At 63.8% G+C, this 17,193-nt stretch carries 19 protein-coding genes; 8 read left to right on the top strand and 11 right to left on the bottom strand.

The window, feature by feature from the left end; translation table 11 throughout:
• Positions 1-7 precede the first annotated feature (7 nt).
• From JV18_RS0112095 to JV18_RS0112080, 4 genes are all read right to left on the bottom strand, one after another.
• A complete protein-coding gene (locus tag JV18_RS0112095; protein WP_033074689.1) occupies positions 8-2,410 on the bottom strand; it encodes a TonB-dependent receptor plug domain-containing protein in 2,403 nt (800 codons plus the stop codon).
• A gap of 112 nt (positions 2,411-2,522) precedes the next feature.
• Entirely contained in the window at positions 2,523-3,500 is a 978-nt protein-coding gene (locus JV18_RS0112090; protein ID WP_033074688.1) for an acyl-CoA dehydrogenase family protein, read from the bottom strand.
• Positions 3,501-3,514: 14 nt separating this feature from the next.
• The gene (locus JV18_RS0112085; protein WP_033074687.1) at positions 3,515-4,666 is read right to left on the bottom strand and encodes an acyl-CoA dehydrogenase family protein; all 1,152 of its coding nucleotides are present in this window, start codon (positions 4,664-4,666) and stop codon (positions 3,515-3,517) included.
• 173 nt (positions 4,667-4,839) lie between these two features.
• Positions 4,840-5,169 (bottom strand): hypothetical protein, encoded by a 330-nt coding sequence (locus JV18_RS0112080; RefSeq protein ID WP_033074686.1) that lies wholly within the window; start codon positions 5,167-5,169, stop codon positions 4,840-4,842.
• Positions 5,170-5,252: 83 nt separating this feature from the next.
• On the opposite strand from JV18_RS0112080, the gene JV18_RS0112075 reads away from it, so the two are divergent.
• Both JV18_RS0112075 and JV18_RS0112070 read left to right on the top strand, forming a co-directional pair.
• Positions 5,253-6,185 carry a LysR family transcriptional regulator gene (locus tag JV18_RS0112075; RefSeq protein WP_033074685.1) on the top strand — a complete coding sequence of 311 codons (933 nt, stop codon included), beginning with the start codon at positions 5,253-5,255 and terminating at the stop codon, positions 6,183-6,185.
• A 197-nt stretch (positions 6,186-6,382) separates the two neighbouring features.
• Positions 6,383-7,153: a sulfite exporter TauE/SafE family protein gene (locus JV18_RS0112070; protein ID WP_033074684.1), complete on the top strand. Its 771-nt coding sequence runs from the start codon at positions 6,383-6,385 to the stop codon at positions 7,151-7,153.
• A gap of 30 nt (positions 7,154-7,183) precedes the next feature.
• On the opposite strand, the gene JV18_RS0112065 is transcribed toward JV18_RS0112070, so the two are convergent.
• A complete protein-coding gene (locus tag JV18_RS0112065) occupies positions 7,184-7,735 on the bottom strand; it encodes a hypothetical protein (protein WP_033075320.1) in 552 nt (183 codons plus the stop codon).
• A gap of 194 nt (positions 7,736-7,929) precedes the next feature.
• Here JV18_RS0112065 and JV18_RS0112060 point away from each other — a divergent pair, with 194 nt between their 5' ends.
• The gene (locus JV18_RS0112060; RefSeq protein WP_033074683.1) at positions 7,930-9,066 is read left to right on the top strand and encodes a beta-ketoacyl-ACP synthase III; all 1,137 of its coding nucleotides are present in this window, start codon (positions 7,930-7,932) and stop codon (positions 9,064-9,066) included.
• Between the two features lie 18 nt (positions 9,067-9,084).
• On the opposite strand, the gene JV18_RS0112055 is transcribed toward JV18_RS0112060, so the two are convergent.
• From JV18_RS0112055 to hisB, 5 genes are all read right to left on the bottom strand, one after another.
• Positions 9,085-10,137, bottom strand: a complete 1,053-nt coding sequence (locus JV18_RS0112055; protein WP_033075319.1) for a calcium:proton antiporter — start codon at positions 10,135-10,137, stop codon at positions 9,085-9,087.
• Between the two features lie 122 nt (positions 10,138-10,259).
• Positions 10,260-11,024, bottom strand: coding sequence for an imidazole glycerol phosphate synthase subunit HisF (gene hisF, locus JV18_RS0112050; RefSeq protein ID WP_033074682.1), 765 nt, complete (start codon positions 11,022-11,024; stop codon positions 10,260-10,262).
• Positions 11,025-11,139: 115 nt separating this feature from the next.
• Complete coding sequence (gene hisA / locus JV18_RS0112045; protein WP_443027784.1) at positions 11,140-11,886, bottom strand: 1-(5-phosphoribosyl)-5-[(5-phosphoribosylamino)methylideneamino]imidazole-4-carboxamide isomerase; 747 nt, start codon at positions 11,884-11,886, stop codon at positions 11,140-11,142.
• The gene (hisH, locus tag JV18_RS0112040) at positions 11,874-12,479 is read right to left on the bottom strand and encodes an imidazole glycerol phosphate synthase subunit HisH (RefSeq protein ID WP_033074681.1); all 606 of its coding nucleotides are present in this window, start codon (positions 12,477-12,479) and stop codon (positions 11,874-11,876) included. Before hisH ends, hisA begins: the two co-directional genes overlap by 13 nt.
• 31 nt (positions 12,480-12,510) lie before the next feature.
• Positions 12,511-13,098, bottom strand: coding sequence for an imidazoleglycerol-phosphate dehydratase HisB (hisB, locus tag JV18_RS0112035; RefSeq protein WP_033074680.1), 588 nt, complete (start codon positions 13,096-13,098; stop codon positions 12,511-12,513).
• A 96-nt stretch (positions 13,099-13,194) separates the two neighbouring features.
• Here hisB and JV18_RS0112030 point away from each other — a divergent pair, with 96 nt between their 5' ends.
• The 5 genes from JV18_RS0112030 (at position 13,195) to gmk (ending at position 16,566) form a co-directional block, all read left to right on the top strand.
• Positions 13,195-13,677, top strand: coding sequence for an SspB family protein (locus JV18_RS0112030; RefSeq protein WP_033075317.1), 483 nt, complete (start codon positions 13,195-13,197; stop codon positions 13,675-13,677).
• A 1-nt stretch (position 13,678) separates the two neighbouring features.
• A complete protein-coding gene (locus tag JV18_RS0112025; RefSeq protein ID WP_033074679.1) occupies positions 13,679-13,993 on the top strand; it encodes a hypothetical protein in 315 nt (104 codons plus the stop codon).
• Positions 13,990-15,405: a class II fumarate hydratase gene (gene fumC, locus JV18_RS0112020; RefSeq protein WP_033075316.1), complete on the top strand. Its 1,416-nt coding sequence runs from the start codon at positions 13,990-13,992 to the stop codon at positions 15,403-15,405. Before JV18_RS0112025 ends, fumC begins: the two co-directional genes overlap by 4 nt.
• A gap of 70 nt (positions 15,406-15,475) precedes the next feature.
• Entirely contained in the window at positions 15,476-15,829 is a 354-nt protein-coding gene (locus JV18_RS0112015; RefSeq protein ID WP_033074678.1) for a hypothetical protein, read from the top strand.
• A 74-nt stretch (positions 15,830-15,903) separates the two neighbouring features.
• Positions 15,904-16,566 carry a guanylate kinase gene (gene gmk, locus JV18_RS0112010; protein WP_033074677.1) on the top strand — a complete coding sequence of 221 codons (663 nt, stop codon included), beginning with the start codon at positions 15,904-15,906 and terminating at the stop codon, positions 16,564-16,566.
• A gap of 185 nt (positions 16,567-16,751) precedes the next feature.
• Here gmk and JV18_RS0112005 read toward each other — a convergent pair whose 3' ends face one another.
• Positions 16,752-17,192 (bottom strand): acyl-CoA thioesterase, encoded by a 441-nt coding sequence (locus JV18_RS0112005; protein ID WP_033075315.1) that lies wholly within the window; start codon positions 17,190-17,192, stop codon positions 16,752-16,754.
• Position 17,193 lies beyond the last annotated feature (1 nt).

Below are 17,193 nucleotides of genomic sequence, written 5' to 3'. Positions count from 1 at the left end.
CTACCCCTTAAAAGCTCACCCCGAGGCGGACATAATATTGGCCGCCGTCGGTGTCATAGGGGGCATGGCGCGAATAGATCAGCCCGCGCACCGCCTGATTGGTGGCTTCATCGGGGTAGGCGTCGAAGATATTCTCCGCGCCCGCGCGCAAGGTCATATGCTCGTTGAGCTTCAGGCTGGCCGACAGGTCGAACAGCATCATCGAGCCAAAGCGCTGGAAAATCTCGCCCGTCGCATTGCCGCTCACATCGGTCCACGCGCCATAATAGCGCCCGCGCGCCTGAATGCCGAAACCGCCGATGCTATAGCCCAGCGAGGCCGTGGCATTATGCTTGGGCAGCCGGTCCTCGAACAATATGCGCTGGGTTTCATTGGCGATGGCGTCGGTCAGGCCGCTCGTCACCTTGGTCTCATTATAATTATAGGCTAGGCTGATGTCGGCGCGCCCGGCGCCAAGGTTACGGGCATAGGCGATCACCGCGTCGATACCCCGGGTGCGCGTGTCAAAATCATTGGTGAAGAAATTGACCGCGGTGAAACGCTGCGGATTGGGGAAATCATCGGGCACGGTGAAAGTGCGCGACTGGCCGAAACGGTCGCGCAGCTTGATCTGATAGAGATCGACGCTGCCCGTCAGCCCGAAATCCGACTGAAAGGTCAACCCGGCGGTCAGCGTGCGCGACTTTTCGGGCTTCAGCGGCGCGGCCCCCAGGGCTATGGCAATGGGGTCGTTGGGCGACAGCCGCCCCCGGTTGAAAATCTGCATCGTCGTGGTGTCGAGCCCCTGGCTCGTATTCACCGCATTAAGCTGCCCCGGTGTCGGCGCGCGAAAGCCGGTCGAATAGGTCGAGCGGAGCGCGACGCCGCGCACCGGCTCCAGCCGCGCCGACAGCTTGTAGTTGAACGTATCGCCAAAGGCGGAGAAATCCTCATAGCGGCCCGCCGCGCCCAAAGTGAGCATCTCGGCGGGGCGCGCTTCGACATCGACATAGCCCGCATAGCTTGTCTGCGACCAGCTACCGGCATTCAGCGGGCTGAACCCCGGAAAGCCATTGCTGTTCGGCGCCAGCCCCGAAGCCGCAGCCGGCCCGATGGCATAGGAGGCCGGATCGCCGGGGAAGATGGCATAGCTTTCCTTGCGCCGTTCCGCACCAAAGGCGATGTTTGCGGGATCGACCAGCCCCAACGGCAGGCGATAGACGAAATCGGCGTTGAAATTCAGCTCGCTCTGGCGCAGCCGGCCAAGGTAAAAGCTCGTCGGGCTATCGGGACCGAGCGAGGCGTTGAGCGATTCCTTCATATTATAATCGATGCGGTTGCGCCCGGTCGATGCGCTGAGGTCATAGGTCAGCCGCGCGCCCAACTCGCCGCGCATCCCGCCCGCAAGCTGAAAATCGTCAAATTCGCTGCCAAAGCGCGGGGTGAAACCGGCGGGGTAGATTTCGGCAAAGTTGAAATCGGGAAAGGCCGGGCTGGAGCCATAGACATTGGCCGTAAAGCTGGGGTTGCGCCAGTTGAAGTCGGTTACCCCTTCGCCTTCGGACCAGGTGCCGAAGCCATAAAGCGTCGCGCCATCGACAATCTCATAATCGGCGTTGAAAGCCGCACGCACCGAGCGCAGATCGGGCTGGCCCCAGCGCTGCACCGGGTTGGGTACATCAAAATGCGGATTGGCTTCCTGAAAGACGATGGCGTCGGGGCGCTGGCGCGTGCGCGAGGTTGCGTCCGATTTGGAAAATTCACCGCTGATGACCAGCGAGCCGCGCTCACCCAGCAGGGTGCCGCCCTGCGCGCCGGTGCGATAGGCCGTGCCGTCGCCTTCATAATATTGGGAAAATTGGCCATAGGCCTCCATCCCCGGCTGATCGTCGAGAATGATGTTGATCACCCCGGCAATCGCATCCGACCCATATTGAGCCGACGCACCGTCGCGCAGCACTTCGATGCGCTTGATCGCCAGATTGGGAATGGAGGCCAGATCCGCCGCCTGCGCCCCGCGCGTGCCGAGCAGCGCCGAGCGGTGATAACGCTTGCCATTGACGAGGACGAGCGTCTGGTCGGGCGACAGGCCGCGCAGCGTCGCGGGGCGGACAAAGGCCAGCCCGTCATTCGCGGGCAGGCGCTGCACATTGAAAGAGGGCAAAAGCTGCGCCAGCGTGTCCGACAGATCGTCCGAGACACTATTGTCGATCGCCCCCGACGACAGCACGTCGATCGGCGCCAGCGTGTCGAACTGGGTGCGCCCGGCATCGCGCGTTCCGGTGACGATGATCAGGTTGCCGTCCCGGTCGGCATCGGCTTCGGCGGCGGCCTCCATGCTGGCGTCGAGCGAAGCAGCATCGGCGGCAAAGGCGAAAGAGGGCGCAGCGAAGGGCAGCGCGAAAAGCGCGCCGGCGGTCAGGCGTTTCATAAATGCTCCTTGGGACGTTGCGACGGATTATCTTTTCTCGTTCCGCCGCCGCCCTAGGAGCCTCGCATGACATATACGTGTCAATTCACGCGATTTACGTTACAAATACATGTCAGTCCTGGTTCGGGAAAATGGCCGTCCGCACATAATCGACCGAGCGCGCGCCATCGGCCAGCCGCGCTGCACCCAGCAGGCGGTTCCAGTAACGCTCCCCGCCATCGGCGAGCCGCCATTGGTGGAGCCGCCGGGTGAAAAGCTGAAGATCATATTCGGCGCTGATCCCGATGGCGCCATGCACGCCATGCGCGATGGCCGCGACCTTTGCCGCCGCGCGGCTCGTAACCGATTTGGCGGTCGCGGCGGCAGGCAGGGGCGGTGGACAGCCCGCCGCACAGCCAAGTTCGGATGCGATCCGCGCCGCCACTGCTTCCTCGGCCATCACCGCCATCTGCTGCTGCAGCGCCTGTTGCCGCCCGATGGCTTTGCCGAACTGCACCCGCTCGCCGGCATAGGCGGCGGTCATCGCGGTCAGATGGTTCGCCGCTCCCGCAATCAGCGCCGCGCGCAGCACCGCCGCCCGCGCGCGCAGCCCGCCCTGCGGCGACGGTGCCACGGGCTCGCCGGGCGTGAAGGAAAAGCGCACCGCGACATCGCCCGCCACGCCCGTCGCCTCCCCTCCGCTGGCGAGGGCAAGGTGCAGGCCGTCCCCCGCCTCGACCAGCAGATGCGCGGCGCCCTGTGCCTGCGGCACGATCAGCGCCGCACCCTTCCCGGCGACGGCAAGCGCGATGGGGCCTTGGGGCGGCTCGACCGGCTCGGGCGCGATAGCGAGCAGCATCCGGGCAATCATCGTCTCCCCGACCGGCAGCGGCACGGCATGGCGGCCCAGCGCCATCCATAGCGGCTGCACCTCGGCCAGCGTCAGCCCCGCGCCGCCGCGGCCCTCGGGCACCAGCGCATCGAGGAAGCCCGATGCTGCAAGGGCGTCCCACATCGCCGCGCTATCCGCGCCCGCCTCGACCGCCCGCACGGCATGCAGCGGCGCCGCATTGGCGAGCAGCTTTTCAAAAGCGTCCAGAAAATCGCTCATCGTCGCGCGCCCCTCTATCGCAGACCCATGCCGCGCGCGATGATCCCGCGCAAAATCTCGCGCGTTCCCCCGCGTAGCGAAAAGCTGGGCGCGATATGGGTGGTATAAAGCAACGTGCGGTAAAGATCGGGATCGACGCCCTCGTCGGGATGCGCGGCCAGATCATCGCCGATGGTGGCCGGCAACGCCTGTTCGAACGCGGTGCCAAGGTCCTTGACCAGCGAAGCCTCGACCACCGGGCTTTCGCCCGCCGCCAGCCGCGCGGTGCAGGCAATCGACATGGCGCGCAGCACCGCCAGCCGCGCGGTCAATTCACCGAGCAGGGCCAGCGCCGCGCCATCCGCGCGCCCGACCCGCCGCAGATGCTCGGTCCAGGCATCGAGCAGCACGACGCTCGAATAAATACGCTCCGGCCCGCTCCGCTCAAAGGCGAGTTCGGCGGTCACCTGCGCCCATCCCTCACCCTCTTCGCCGATCAGCGCATCGGCGGGCAGGTCGACATTGTCGAAAAAGACTTCGGCAAAATGGGCATCGCCGGTCAGGTCGGCGATGGGGCGCACCGTCACCCCCGGCGCCTTCAGGTCGATGATGATCTGCGACAGCCCCGCACGGCGATCCTCCACCCCGCCCGAGGTGCGGACCAGCGCGATCATATAATCGCCGTGCATCGCGTTGGTGGTCCAGATTTTCTGGCCATTTACCCGCCACCCCTCCGCTGTCCGCTCCGCGCGGGTGCGCACGCCCGCAAGGTCAGAACCAGCGCCGGGCTCGCTCATCCCGATGCAAAAGACCAGCTCGCCGCGGCAGATGGCGGGCAGATAGGTCTGGCGCTGCGCCTCGCTGCCGAAATTGAGGATCAGCGGCGCGCTCTGCCGGTCGGCGATCCAGTGCGCCGCCACCGGCGCGCCGACCGCCAGCAATTCCTCGACCACGACAAACCGCGCAAAAGGTCCGCGCGCGCCCCCGCCATAAGCCTTGGGCAAGGTCAGGCCGAGCAGCCCGGCCGCGCCCAAGCGGCGGCTGAAGTCCTGGTCGAACCCCGACCAGGATCGCGCCCTTATGTCCGGGGGCAGCGCCGCCAGCGCTTCCTCGGCGAACTGGCGAGCGAGCGGGCGCAGCGCCTCATCCCCGGCGGGAAGCGCGGCGAAGGTCAAAGCATCGAACAAGCCATCCTCTCCTTGTCAGCGCGGCCTCTGCCGGACCGGGCCTTGCCCTTGGCTCACAGCAAGCGGGCGCCAATGTCAAACAAATGGGGCGGCCCGCGATGCGGCGCCGCCCCAAGTATCTGTCCGTCTGGAGAGGGAGAGGACGGACCGGAGTTTGGGTGTCGCAGGCGCGATCAGCGCGAAGCGACTTCGCTGTCATTGACTTCGTCAACGCCGGTGACTTTCAGCGCGGCGCGGAACTGCTTGGCGGCGGCGCGTTCATTGCCTGCTTTGCAAAGCGCAAGCCCGGTGGCGACATAGCGCTGCGCATTGCTCTGCGCCTTGCCGGTGGCGTTATCGGCCGCGGCGCGCGCCTGTTCGACCAGACCGTTGCAGCGATAATCGCCTTCGGCGGCATAGGCCGGCTGGGTCGAGGCGATCAGGCCGGTGAAGGCAAGCGCCGACGCCGCAACCACGGCGAAAGCAGAGGGAAAGCGTCGAAATGAGGAGAGCTGAATGGACATGGGAGAGATTCCTTTCGTTTTCTTGTGCAACCTTTGTAGCGGTGGTTGCGCCCTTAGATAATCGTCGATAATCTGCAAGTGCTTTGAAGCAGGATTTAACAATCCCCCAAGGGGCGCTCGACGGGATCGAAGCTTTTCTGCGCGTTGCAGAAAGGCGAAGCTTTACCGCCGCCGCTACCGACCTTGGCGTTTCTCCCTCGGCGATCAGCCAGACGATCAAGGCGCTGGAAGCCCGCGTCGGCGCGCCGCTTTTCATGCGAACAACGCGCAGCGTCGGGCTGACGCAGGCGGGCGAAATGTTCCTCGAACGCGCCGCCCCGGCTTATGCGGGGCTGGCCGATGCCTATGAAGCGGCGCGCAATCTTGGCAATCGTCCCGCCGGGCGGCTTCGCATCAATTTGATGCGCGGCGCGGTCCAGCCGATGTTCGAACCGATCATCGCGGGCTTTTGCGAAGCCTATCCCGATATTGAGCTCGAAATTTACGCCGACGACGGGCTCGCCGACCTCAGCGCGGGCGGTTTCGACGCGGGGGTGCGTATGGGCGAGGCGCTCGAGGCCGACATGATCGCGGTGCGGCTGACCGGCCCTTTTCGCTTCGTCGTCGCCGCCGCGCCCGCCTATCTCGAACGCCATGGCTGTCCCGCGAGCCCCGAGGCGCTACGCAGCCACCGCTGCATCCGCTTCCGCCTCGCCAGCGGCGCGCTGATGCCCTGGACCTTTGAAAAGGGAAACCGCGAATATGAAGTCGCGGTCACCGGCCCCGTCATCGTCAATGACTGGATCGCCGCGATGGTCGCGATGCGCGCAGGGGTCGCCATGGCGATGCTCGCCGAACCGATGGCCAAGGCGATGGTTGCGACGGGCGAGATCGCGCTTGTGCTGACCGATCATGCCGCCTCCACATCGGGCCTTTTTCTCTATTATCCCAGCCGCAAGCAGATGATGCCCAAATTGCGCGCCTTCATCGATTATGTGCTGGAACATCTGCCCGACGAACTGCGGCGTCAGGCCTGATACAACCTCTTTCCTCATCCTGACCCCGGGCTTGATCCGCAGTCCCGTTATTGCGCCCTGATACCGAAAAGACGCGCGCTTCCCCGCCTCGGTTCGGCGCATAAATAATTAGCTTGGGCGCCAGCAGAAAATTTGCGCTGGCGCGATAATCAAAAAACGGGCAGCCACTTCTCAACTCCTACAGTTGGGATAATGGCATGAGCGAATTTTTGCCTTTGGATCTGACGGCGATCCTGCCGTTCATCCTGATCGGCTTTGCAGCGCAGCTCGTCGACGGCGCGCTCGGCATGGCCTTTGGGGTCATCTGCAACACGTTGCTCGTCGCGGTCATGGGGGTTCCCCCCGCCACCGCTTCGGCGCGCATCCATGTGGTGGAGGTGTTCACCACCGCGGTTTCGGGGATCAGCCATATGATCCAGCGCAATATCGAATGGTCGCTCTTCTTCCGCCTGCTCATTCCGGGCGTGATCGGCGGGGTGACGGGCGCCTATCTCCTCACCTCGATCGACGGCGATATCGTCAAGCCCTTCATCCTCGGCTATCTGGTCGCGGTTGGCGTCTGGCTCCTCTTTCGGGGGCTTTTCTATCCCCCCAAATTCCGCAAGCCGAAAGTCATCGCGCCGCTCGGCCTTGTCGGCGGCTTTCTCGACGCGGCGGGGGGCGGCGGCTGGGGACCGGTGGTCACCTCGAACCTTCTCGTACAGGGGGCCGAGCCGCGCAAGGTCGTCGGGACGGTCAACAGCGTCGAATTCTTCCTGACCGTCGCCGTCTCCGCCACCTTCATCTGGCATTTGGGCATTGAAGATATTGCCGGGGCCACGCTGGGGCTGCTGATCGGCGGCGTGATGGCGGCACCGATCGGTGCCTTCATGGCCAAGCGCTTTTCGCCCAAGCTGCTGCTCATTCTGGTGGGCGTCGTCCTCACCGCGACGAGCAGTTTCGGCCTGTGGCGTTTCCTCGCGGCCTAGGGGCGGAAGCTGCGACGAGCTTCCGCTTCCTCAATTGGCGGGCCGCGTCTCGTCGATCTTCTCGACCCATTCGGGGTAAAAACTCGGCTCGCGTGAGGACCATCCGGGGGCTGTCGCCGCCGCCTCGCTGATCGACTGGAGCAGGGTCTTGCGCTTGTCGGGGTGGAGGTGCGGCAGCGAGGCCGCCGCGCAAAAGGCGCCGGGCAGCCAGGGACGGACATGTGCGCCAAGCAATCGCTCATACAGGAAACGATAGGGGCCAAAGCCCGGCAACCGGTCCTGACCCAGATCAAAGGCCGATACCGCCACCAGCGGCGCCATAAAGCCTTCGAGCGCGTCGAGCCCGCTGTCCTCGGGCATGTGCGAGCGAATATCATCGAGGCGGCGATAGACTTTTGCCTGTACGCGAATCGCAGTTTCCTCGACCACATCGCGCGACCAGCGGGCGACGGCGTCGTCGCGTTCCAGCCCGATGTCGAGCGAGCGGCGGATATAGCGCTGCGTTCCCGCAGGAAAGCCTGCAAATTCCTTGATTTCAGCCAGCGACATATCGCCAGCGGCCGGTCCGGATGACGTCGCCATGGTCATGCTCCCGCATCGCGCCCGGGGAGCCATCCCCCGGAGGCTTCATCCCATAATCTGCCACTCAAAAGCTTAGTGACAGGTTAACCAGGACGCCGAAATGGTTTGAAGCCAGCGTGGGATAGGCCGTTGCACCGCGCCGCGAGCGGGCCTAATCAGGCTGTTTCACTATCATAAGACAGGCGAGACCCAATATGTCGCACGCACTGCAGCCGGTTATTTCCGCAACCGGCCTGTTCACCCCCGCCGAAACCATTTCGAACGAAGAACTTGTGACAAGTTTTAACGCCTATGTTGCTCTTTACAACAGGGAAAATGCCGATGCCATCGCGGCGGGAGAGCTGGAGCCGCTGACCGAATCGAGCGTCGAATTTATAGAAAAGGCAAGCGGCATCGGGGCGCGTCATGTCGTCGACAAGGCAGGGATTTTGGACCCGCAGCATATGGCGCCGCGCCTCGCCGAACGCGCCGATGAAGATCTCTCCATATTGGCCGAAATAGGCGTCGCCGCGGCAAAAGACGCGCTGACCCGCGCGGGCCGCGATGCTTCAGAGGTCAATGCGGTGCTTTGCGCGGCCTCCAATATGCAGCGCGCCTATCCCGCCATGGCCATCGAAATTCAGAATGCGCTGGGCATCGACGGCTTTGCCTTTGACATGAATGTCGCCTGCTCCTCGGCGACCTTCGGCATTCAGACCGCCGCCGATTATATTCGCGCGGGCCATGCGAAGAGCGTGCTGGTGGTGAACCCCGAAATCTGTTCGGGCCATTTGAACTGGCGCGACCGCGACAGCCATTTCATCTTTGGCGATGTCGCCACCGCCATATTGGTCGAGGCAAAGGATATCGCCCCCGCCGGCCATTGGGACATTTTGGGTACCAGGCTCAAAACCGTCTTTTCCAACAATATCCGCAATAATTTCGGCTTCCTCAACCACGCCCATGGCGGCATCGACCAGCAAGCGCCCAAGACCGACAAGCTGTTTGTTCAGGAAGGGCGCAAGGTGTTCAAGGAAGTCGTTCCCATGGTCGCGGCGATGATCGTCGAGGAAATGGAACGGCTGGGGCTGGCGGGCGCCGACATGCGCCGGCTGTGGCTGCATCAGGCGAACAGCAATATGAACCGCCTGATCGCGCACAAGGTGCTGGGCCATGAAGCGAGCGCAGAGGAAAGCCCGACCGTGCTCGACCGCTATGGCAATACATCGAGTGCGGGGTCGATCATTGCCTTCCACCTGCACCATGACGACATGCAGGCGGGCGACACCGGCCTCATCTGCTCCTTTGGCGCGGGCTATTCAGCCGGAACGGTGTTCGTTCGCCGGACCTGACCCGTGCGGGCGCCCCGCTCAGGGCTCGAATGTGGTGAACAGGTAAATGGCGAACAGAATGAGGTGGATCGTGCCTTGCAGCACGGTCGTCCGCCCATTGGCCAGTGTTTGCGACGCGACGATCAGCGACAGGAAAAGCAGCACCGAGCTTTTGGCGTCGAGTCCCAGCACAATCGGCATATCGGCAACGATCGACAGGATGGCGACAGCGGGAATGGTCAGCCCGATGGTCGCCAGCGCCGATCCCAGCGCAAGGTTGAGGCTGGTCTGAAGCCGGTCGGCCCGCGCCGCGCGCGCCGCCGCCACGCCCTCGGGCGCAAGCACCAGCGCAGCGATAATCACCCCCAGCACTGCGGCAGGCGCGCCTGCGCTCGCCAGCATCTCGCCAATCACCGGCGAGAGATATTTGGCGAGCAGCACCACCGCGATCAGGCTCGCGAGTAGCAGCGCCCCCGACGCCAGCGTCCGCCGGTTGCTCGGCGGATCGGCATGATCGTCGCCCGCGGCAATATCCTCGGCATCGGGCAGAAAATAATAGCGGTGCCGCACCGTCTGGACGAGCGCAAAGGTCGCATAAAGGATCAGCGACGCCGCCGCGACAAAGGCAAGCTGGTCATTGGTATAGCGCGGCCCCGGCGCGCTCGACGTGAAATTGGGCAGCACCAGCGAAACCACCGTTAGCACGGTCAGTGTTGCGAGCGCCGCGCCGATGCCGGTACGCTGGAACCGCTGCTCATGGTGGCGCAAACTGCCGACGAGCAGGCACAGCCCCATTAACAGATTGATGATCACCATCACGGCGGCAAAAACCGTGTCGCGCGCCAGCGCTTCGGTCTTTTCGGGCTCGGCCTGCATCAGCGTCAGGATCAGCCCCACCTCGATCACCGTGACCGCGAGCGCGAGGATCAGTGTGCCAAAGGGCTCGCCGACCCGGTGCGCGACCACTTCGGCATGATGCACCGCCATCATCACCGCCGCGCCGAGGATCAGGGCAACGAAAAGCGGCGGTAACGCCACCGACAGGCACAAAATCGCGACCACAACAGCCGCGATGGGCAAAATATCGGTCATATGGCGGCGCAGGAGAAGCATAGGCTTCTATTACATCGACAATCGCGGCTGACCAGCCCGTTGTCGCGGCCGATATGGGCCACTCCTTTATAAACATAGCGCGTCCCCGCGAAGGGGGGAGACTAATGCGCGCGAACGGGCAGTCCTGCCGCCGCCAGCCGCGCATGCGCCTCGGCAATGGTCGCTTCGCCAAAATGAAAGATGCTCGCCGCCAGCACCGCGCTCGCCCCGCCTTCGAGGACGCCTGCCACCAGATGGTCGAGATTGCCGACGCCCCCCGATGCTATCACCGGCACCGACACCGCATCGGCAATCGCGCGGGTGAGCGCGAGGTCATAGCCATCCTTCGTCCCGTCGCGGTCCATGCTCGTCACCAGCAGCTCGCCCGCGCCCAGCTCTGCCAGCCGCACCGCATGGTCGAGCGCGTCGATCCCCGTGGGCTTGCGGCCGCCATGGGTGAAAATCTCCCACCGGCCATCCGCGACTTTGCGCGCGTCAATACTGCCCACCGCGCATTGGCTGCCAAAGCGGTCGGCAATATCGGCGACCAGTTCGGGACGCGCGACAGCCGCGCTGTTTACCGCCACCTTGTCCGCGCCCGCGAGCAACAGCGCGCGCGCATCCTCGGCGCTACGCACCCCGCCGCCGACGGTCAGCGGCATGAAGCAGACCTCGGCGGTACGCGCCACCATATCGAGCAAAGTGCCGCGCCCCTGATGGCTCGCGCTGATGTCAAGGAAGCAAAGCTCGTCGGCTCCGGCGGCATCATAAGCGCGCGCCGCCTCGACCGGATCGCCCGCATCGCGCAGATCGACGAAATTCACCCCCTTCACCACGCGCCCATCGGCGACGTCGAGGCAGGGAATCACACGGGTGCGAACAGTCATGGCACCAACCTCTCATTCCGCTCGTGTCGAGCGAAGTCGAGACACGTCTTGGCTGGGCGCTTTGCCTGGGGGTGTCTCGACTTCGCTCGACACGAACGGGGTTGAGAGGCAGGATTCACGCCTGCCCCACCGCAATCGCCTGGGCCAGATCGAGCCGCCCGTCATAAAGCGCCCGCCCGGTAATCACCCCCTCGATGCCATCCGCGACGTGGGGGCGCAGCGCGTGAATATCGCCGATCGCCGCGACCCCGCCGCTCGCAATCACCGGGATATCGACCGCCTGCGCCAGCGCCACGGTCGCCGCAACATTGCAGCCTTTCAGCAGCCCGTCGCGCCCCACATCGGTGAAGAGCAGCGCCGCGACGCCTGCATCCTCGAACCGGCGGGCGAGATCCTCGACGCGCACGTCGGACACATCGGCCCAGCCCTCGGTCGCGACCATGCCCTCGCGCGCATCGACCCCGACGACGATCCGCCCCGGCAGGTCGCGCGCCGCCGATTTGACGAAATCGGGATTTTTGAGCGCCGCCGTGCCGATGATCACCCGCTCGACCCCCAGCGCCAGCCAGCGATCCACGCCCGCCCTGTCGCGAATGCCCCCGCCGACCTGCACCTTGCCGGGAAAGGCCGCGATGATGGCCTCAACCGCCGCGCCATTGACGCTCGCGCCCGCAAAGGCGCCATCAAGGTCGACGACATGCAGATGCGTCGCGCCCGCTTCGGCAAAAAGGCGCGCCTGCCCCGCCGGATCGTCGCCATAGACGGTCGCGCGATCCATATCGCCCTCGGCCAGCCGCACCACCTGCCCGCCTTTGAGGTCGATGGCGGGAAAGATAGTCAGGCCGGAATTTACGGACGCCACGTCAAAAACCTTTCAAGCGTCGCCAGCCCATAGGCCTGGCTTTTTTCGGGGTGAAACTGAACGCCGATGATATTGTCCCGCGCGACCGCCGCGACAAAATCCCCGCCATGGCGGCTCGTCGCCGCCACATCGGCAGCGTCGGCGAAATGATAGCCGTGCAGATAATAAGCCTCGCCCGCGGCAATCACCGGATGCGCCGCCGCCGGCGTCACATCATTCCAGCCCATATGCGGAATACGCAGGCCCGGCTGCGGCGCAAAGGCGCGCACCGTCCCACCGATCCAGCCAAGTCCCGGATGCCGCCCATGTTCCTCGCCCGCTTCGGCGAGCAATTGCATGCCGACACAAATGCCTAGAAAAGGCGCGCCTTCGCCGCGCACCCGCGCTTCCAGCGCCTCGACCATCCCGTCGATTGCGCGCAGCCCGTTCATGCAGGCGGCAAAAGCGCCAACACCGGGCAGAAGGATGCGGTCGGCCCGTGCCACCACATCGGGATCGGCGGTCACCGCGACATCATCGGCCCCCGCGGCACGCAGCGCATTATGCACCGAGCGAAGATTGCCCGCGCCATAATCGATAAGGGCCAGGGTCATCTCATCCCCTCCCGCTTGCGGGAGGGGAGGATCACAGCACCCCCTTGGTGCTGGGAATGCTGTCGCCCTTGCGCGGGTCGATCTCGACCGCCTGGCGCAGCGCGCGCGCCAGCGCCTTGTACATGCTCTCGGCAATATGGTGATTATTCTCACCATAAAGGGTTTCGATATGCAGGGTGATGCCCGCCGTCTGCGAAAAGCTCTGGAACCAGTGCGAGAAAAGCTCGGTGTCCATTTCGCCCAGCCGCGGCTGCGAAAAGCCCGACTTCCACACGCAATGCGGACGCCCCGAAATATCGAGGATACAGCGGGTCAGCGTTTCGTCCATCGGCGCATGCGCCTCGCCGTAACGGGCGATGCCGCGCTTGTCGCCCAGCGCTTTCGCCATGGCTTCGCCCAGCGCCAGCGCGCTGTCCTCGACCGTATGATGCTGGTCGATGTGAAGGTCGCCCTTCACTTGCATGCTAATGTCGATCAGCGAATGGCGCGACAATTGCTCGACCATATGGTCGAGAAAACCGATGCCGGTGGAAACAACATAATTTCCCGTCCCGTCGAGATTGACGGTGATGGAAATGTCGGTTTCCTTGGTCGTGCGCTGGACGGTGGCGGTTCGCATGGCGTCCCTTTAGCACCCGCTTTTCGCGGTGCAAGGAGACTCTCTTCCCACGCGACCCCCTTGACCGGCGCGCGACGCGCGTTCATCCCCGCAGGCATGAGTGATGATGTTCGTGACAGCCTGATTCCCTATGATGAAATCGTGCAGGATGCGTTGCGCGCCGTGGTCGGCCGCGTTTTGCGGCAGATAGAGGGCAGCGACAGCCTGCCCGGCGAGCATCATTTCTATATCACCTTCAAGACACAGGCGCCGGGCGTCGACATTCCCGCGCATCTGGTCGCCAAATTTCCCGATGAAATGACGATCGTCCTCCAGAATCGCTTCTGGGATCTGACGGTCGAGCCCGATCATTTCAGTGTCGGCCTGTCCTTCAACCAGACGCCTTCGATCCTGGTTATTCCTTATGCCGCCATCACTGCCTTCGTCGATCCCTCGGTGGATTTCGGCCTGCAATTTCAGGTTAGCGATGAAGATTTTGCTTCGCCCGAACCGCATGATGAAGCGGAAAATGACCGCCCCGAAGTGTTGAGCGAAGATGGATCCAACGTCGTGACGGTGGACTTCGGCAAGAGAAAATAGCGTGGCCGGCCCCTTCTGGCCGCCGTCGCGTTTCTGGCAATATTGGGCGATCATCGGAATGGTCGTGTTGACCGCCGCCTTTTGGTGGGGGGTCGAAGGCACTACGATTTTCCGCACCGCGCGGCCGCAAAATGAAATGATCGACGGGCTTTTGCGCTTCAGCCTCGTGGCGCTGACCCCCGCGCTCGTCATCGTCTGGCTCGCGGCAGCCTGGCTGCGTCGCCGGCTTGGCGACAATGGCTATTGGCAGATATTGGGCGCGGTTGCGATGATATGGGCCGCCGCCATATTGCTGATCAGGATATTATGGGCATGACCGACCAGCGGATCGAAAGCGACAGCCTCGGCGATATTGCTGTCCCCGCCACCGCCTATTGGGGCGCGCAAACCGAGCGTAGCCGCCATAATTTCGCCTTTCCCGATGCCGAGCGCATGCCGATGCCGATCATCCACGCGCTCGCGCGGATCAAGGGCGCGGCGGCGCGGGTCAATCGCGGGCACGGCCTCGACCCCCAAATTGCCGAAGTCATCGAACAAGCCGCCGATGCGGTGGCCAGCGGGCGATATGACGGCCAGTTTCCGCTCGCCATCTGGCAAACGGGCAGCGGCACCCAGTCGAACATGAATGTGAATGAAGTGATCGCGGGGATTGCCAATGAAGCGCTGACGGGAACGCGCGGCGGCAAAAGCCCGGTCCATCCCAATGATCATGTCAATCGCGGCCAGTCGTCGAACGACAGCTTTCCCACCGCGCTTCATATCGCCGTCGCGCTCGAAACGCAGCAGCATCTGCTCCCCGCCCTTGGCGCGCTGATCGACGCGCTCACCGAAAAGGCCGCGGCGTGGGACGATCTGGTCAAGATCGGCCGCACCCATTTGCAGGATGCAACTCCGCTGACGCTGGGTCAGGAATTTTCCGCCTTTGTTGCGCAGCTTATTGCCTGCCGCGCGCGGATCGAAAGCGCGCTCACGCACAATATCTGCAAATTGGCGCAAGGCGGCACGGCGGTCGGCACCGGGCTCAACGCCCCGCCGGATTTTGACCGCGCCATGACGAGCGAACTGAGCCGCATGACCAGCATCGCCTTTGAACCCGCCCCCAACAAGTTCGAGGCACTGGCGTCAAACGACGGCCTGGTCTTTTTCTCAGGCGCGCTCAACACGCTGGCGGTCACGCTGACCAAAATTGCCAATGATATCCGCCTCCTCGCCTCCGGTCCGCGCGCGGGGCTGGGGGAGATTGACCTGCCCGCCAATGAACCGGGCAGCTCGATCATGCCGGGCAAGGTCAATCCGACCCAGTGCGAAATGCTCACGATGGTCGCGGCGCAGGTCATCGGCAATCATCAGGCGGTGACCGTCGGCGGGATGCAAGGGCATTTACAACTCAATGTCTTCAAGCCGCTGATCGGCGCCAATGTGCTGCGCTCGGTCGACCTGCTCGCGCGCGGCATGGCGGGTTTCACCGATCATTGTGTGACAGGCATAACCCCCAATCGCGCGCGCATATCCGAACTGGTGGACCGGTCGCTGATGCTCGTCACCGCGCTCGCGCCCGAAATCGGCTATGACAAGGCCGCCAAAATTGCCAAGCACGCCCATGAAAGTGGAACCACGCTGAAAGAGGCTGCGCTTCAACTTGGCTATGTCGATGCCGCCACCTTCGACCAGCTGGTCGATCCGCGAAAAATGCTGGGTCCGGAACCCTCGTCCCCATCCGGCGATTAATAGATTAGGTCGGATCGACATTTGCAGGCTACCAGCGCTGCATGGCGCTCGTACCTGAAAGGAGACAGATATGATTGGCCGAATGATCGGCGGCATGCTCGGCAGGGCCATTGGCCGCGAAAAAGGTAACCACACCATTGCCGGGACGGTCATCGGCGCGGGTGCGATGATGGCCGCGCGGCGCCTCCTGCCCCAACGCTATGCCGTTCTCGGCGCGACGGTCGCCGCCGCCTATCTTACCAAAAGATGGGCCGAACGCGCCGATGAAAGAAAGCGGATGCGGGAGGCCGAGGCACTGCAATATGAGGGCATGGTGGCCCCCTATGCGGGCACGGCGGGCATTCCTGATGGCGAGAAAATCGCCGACGCCCTGCCCCCGTCCATCCCTGCCGGCGGCAACGGAAAACAGCCCCACGCGCATTGATGCGCGATGGGAAGGGGGGCATCTTTACAAGGCTTGGCGCTTGACCGCGGCGTTTCGTCGCGCAAATAGCCCCAATGGCTGAAAAAGTGCATCTCGACCGTCGCGGCGTCCTCTTCGTCCTTTCCTCCCCCTCGGGCGCAGGAAAGACCACCATTTCGCGAAAAATGCTCGCCGCCGACCGCGATATCGCGCTGTCGGTATCCGCCACGACGCGCCCGCCGCGTCCGGGCGAAGTGGACGGCAAGGACTATCATTTCGTCGATGTCGATCGTTTCAAGCAAATGGCGGCTGACGGCGAATTTCTCGAATGGGCGCATGTGTTCGGCCACCGCTATGGCACGCCGCGCGGCCCGGTCGAGGCGATGCTGGCGGCGGGCAAGGATGTCCTCTTCGATATCGACTGGCAGGGCGCGCAGCAGCTTTATCAGGAAGCCGGGCCCGATGTGGTGCGCGTCTTCGTCCTCCCCCCGACGATGGAAGAGCTGGAACGCCGCCTGCGCGCGCGCAAGACCGACAGTGACGAAGTGATCGCGGCGCGCATGGCGCGCGCGGCGAACGAGATCAGCCACTGGGACGGCTATGATTATGTGCTCATCAACGATGATGTCGAAGGCTGTTTCGGCGAAGTCATGGCCATCCTACGCGCCGAACGGCTGAAACGCCGCCGTCAGGTCGGCCTGATCGGCTTCGCCCGCGACCTCATCCGCTCGGTGCCGGAAGCCGACCCGACGCTTTGATGCCTATCTGGGACGCCGCGCATCACCATTCCCGCACGTCATCCTTTCCAGAATCGCTTTATGGCCAATTAAATGTCTGATAAATATAGATAAAATCGGAACACCCTGAGCTTTCCGAACCAACGTTCCGTGACACTTTCGCCAACTTCCGCACACCCCGATTGAGGCTTCCTTCGCCATCGCCCTCAATCGGCGGGATGGGCAAGATTGGCTTCCAGCTCCGCCACCATACCGGCGCGCAGCGGCTTCGCTGCTCCATCGGTGCGGCACACCACCACCGTATCGCAGGTGGCGATACAGCGCCCCTTCTGGAACATCGCCTGCACAATCGACCAGCTCGACGTGCCGATGCGCCCGATCCCCGTCGCAAGGTCCACCGGATCGGGGAAATGTCCCTCGGCCAGATAGTTGATCTCGACCGCCGCAACCATCGTACGCTCATTGGCCGGCTGTTCGTCGAACCGCCGAACCCGCCGGTTCATCAGCACCCGCCCGCTCTCGAACAGCGCGGCAAAGGCGACATTGTTGAGATGGCCGTTGAGATCCAGGTCCTGAAAGCGCGTCTGCATGCTGTCATGGACAGGATAGCTGGCGGGGTTGAGCCGCCAGCCTTCCGGTTTGGCCATA

Source organism: Sphingopyxis sp. MWB1 (assembly GCF_000763945.1).
In the GTDB taxonomy this organism is placed as follows: Bacteria; Pseudomonadota; Alphaproteobacteria; order Sphingomonadales; family Sphingomonadaceae; genus Sphingopyxis.
This window is presented reverse-complemented; position numbering and strand designations above follow the sequence as displayed.